Genomic DNA, 2,355 nt, shown 5'->3' with positions numbered 1-2,355 from the left:
GGCCTTGCCTGCCTGGGTCCGTCCTGGGGGCAGCGGTGGGTGTCCTGTGGCGTGCCCATCTCTGACCCTCGGGGCCGGGACGTGTCGCCTGGAGATTCCTGGGCCATGCGACGGCCGCCCTCAGGGCACGACTTCGCGGAGGCACCTCATGTCACTCAAGGAATACAAGCCCGGCAGCACCTTCCCCGGCACCATCGGCCGGACGTGGGAGCAGTCGTCTCCAGCGTGGCCTCAACCGCTGCGCGCGAAGGAAGGCTCGCCCAACGTCCTCTTCATCGTCCTGGACGACACGGGCTTCGGACACCTGGGTTGCTATGGCTCGCCCATCCACACGCCGAACCTGGACAAGCTGGCGAAGGGCGGCCTGCTCTACAGCAACATGCACACCACCGCGCTGTGCTCGCCCACGCGCTCGTGCATCCTCACCGGCCGCAACCACCACTCCAATGGCATGGCCACCATCACCGAGGTCTCCCTCGGCTACCCCGGCTACAACGGGACGATTCCGTTCGAGAACGGATTCGTCTCCGAGATGCTGTTGAAGCAGGGATACAACACGTATGCCCTGGGCAAGTGGCACCTGACGCCCGCGGAGCAGACGAGCGCGGCGGGGCCCTATGACCGCTGGCCGCTGGGCCGGGGCTTCGAGCGGTACTACGGCTTCCTCGGCGGCGACACGCACCAGTACTACCCGGACCTGGTCCACGACAACCACCCGGTGCTTCCGCCCCGGACGCCCGAGGAGGGCTACCACCTCACCGAGGACCTGGTGGACCACGCGGTGGACTTCATCGCGGACTCCAAGCAGGTGGCGCCGGACAAGCCCTTCTTCATGTACTTCTGCACGGGGGCCATGCACGCCCCCCACCACGTCCCCAGGGAGTGGTCCGACAGGTACAAGGGCCAGTTCGACGACGGCTGGGACGCGTATCGGAAGAAGGTGTACCAGCGTCAGCTCAAGCTCGGCGTCATCCCTCCGGGCACGCAGTTGTCCCGTCATGACCCGGACGTGGCGGAGTGGGACAGCCTGCCGCCCGAGGAGAAGCGGCTGTATGCGCGGATGATGGAGGTCTACGCGGGCTTCCTGGAGCACACGGACCATCACATCGGCCGGCTGCTGAAGTTCCTGGAGGAGAGCGGTGAGCTGGACAACACGCTCATCATGGTCATCTCCGACAACGGCGCGAGCGCCGAGGGCGGGCCCCATGGCTCCGTCAACGAGCTGAAGTTCTTCAACAACACGCCGGAGTCGCTGGAGCAGAACCTGGAGGCCCTGGACGAGCTGGGCGGGCCCAAGTACTTCAACCACTACTCGTGGGGCTGGGCGTGGGCCGGGGATACGCCGTTCCGCCGGTGGAAGCGCGAGGTGTATCGGGGTGGCACGACGGACCCGTTCATCGTCCACTGGCCCAAGGGCATCCGCGCGCGGGGAGAGGTCCGCACGCAGTACTGCCACGCCATCGACATGGTGCCCACGGTGCTGGACTGCCTGGGCCTGGAGCCGCCCCAGGACATCCGTGGCGTCACGCAGTCCGCGCTCGAGGGCGTCAGCTTCCGTCAATCGTTCGACGACGCCCGCGCGGAGAGCCACCACCACACGCAGTACTTCGAGATGTTCAGCAACCGCGCCATCTACCATGACGGCTGGCGAGCGGTGTGCCCCTTCCCCGGGCCCTCCTTCAAGGAGGCCGGTGAGGGGTTCGGCGAGTCGAAGCTCACCGAGGAGCGGCTGCGTCAGCTCGACGCGGAGGGGTGGGAGCTGTACCACGTGGCGGAGGACTGCTCGGAGACGAAGAACCTGGCCGCGCGGGAGCGAGGCAAGCTCATCGAGATGATTGCCCTCTGGTACGTGGAGGCGGGTCGCTACAAGGTCCTCCCGCTCGCGTCGCCGGACCGCGCCGTCTTCTCCGCCGAGCGGCCGCAGCTCACCAAGGACCGCAAGCGCTACGTCTACCGGCCCCACACTTCACCCGCGCCGGAGAACGTGGCGGTGCACGTGCTCAACCGGCCGCACTCCATCACCGCGAAGGTGGACGTGGATGGAGACGCGGAGGGCGTGCTGCTCAGTCACGGCGGGCTCACGGGCGGCTACACCTTCTTCATCCAGGGCCGGAAGCTGCACTACGTCTACAACTTCGTGGGCGAGCGGGAGTTCCACATCGAGTCGGCGGTGGAGGTGCCCACCGGCCGCACGGAGCTGCGCTTCGAGTTCGAGCCCACCGGTGAGCCGGACCTCGAGGCCGGCAAGGGCGCGCCGGGGCGGGGCAAGCTCTTCATCGACGGGGACCTGGTCGCCCAGAGCGACATCTCCTCGACGATGCCGCTGGTCATCAGCCTGGGGGAGGGGCTGACGTG

At 67.5% G+C, this 2,355-nt stretch carries 1 protein-coding gene; it reads left to right on the top strand.

What is annotated here, in order from left to right; all coding sequences use genetic code 11:
* Positions 1-148 precede the first annotated feature (148 nt).
* Positions 149-2,355: arylsulfatase (locus HUW62_RS46795; protein ID WP_176438141.1), on the top strand; the 2,207-nt coding region annotated here is incomplete at its 3' end.

Source organism: Myxococcus sp. AM011, from assembly GCF_013372595.1.
GTDB lineage: Bacteria > Myxococcota > Myxococcia > Myxococcales > Myxococcaceae > Myxococcus > Myxococcus eversor.
This window is presented reverse-complemented; position numbering and strand designations above follow the sequence as displayed.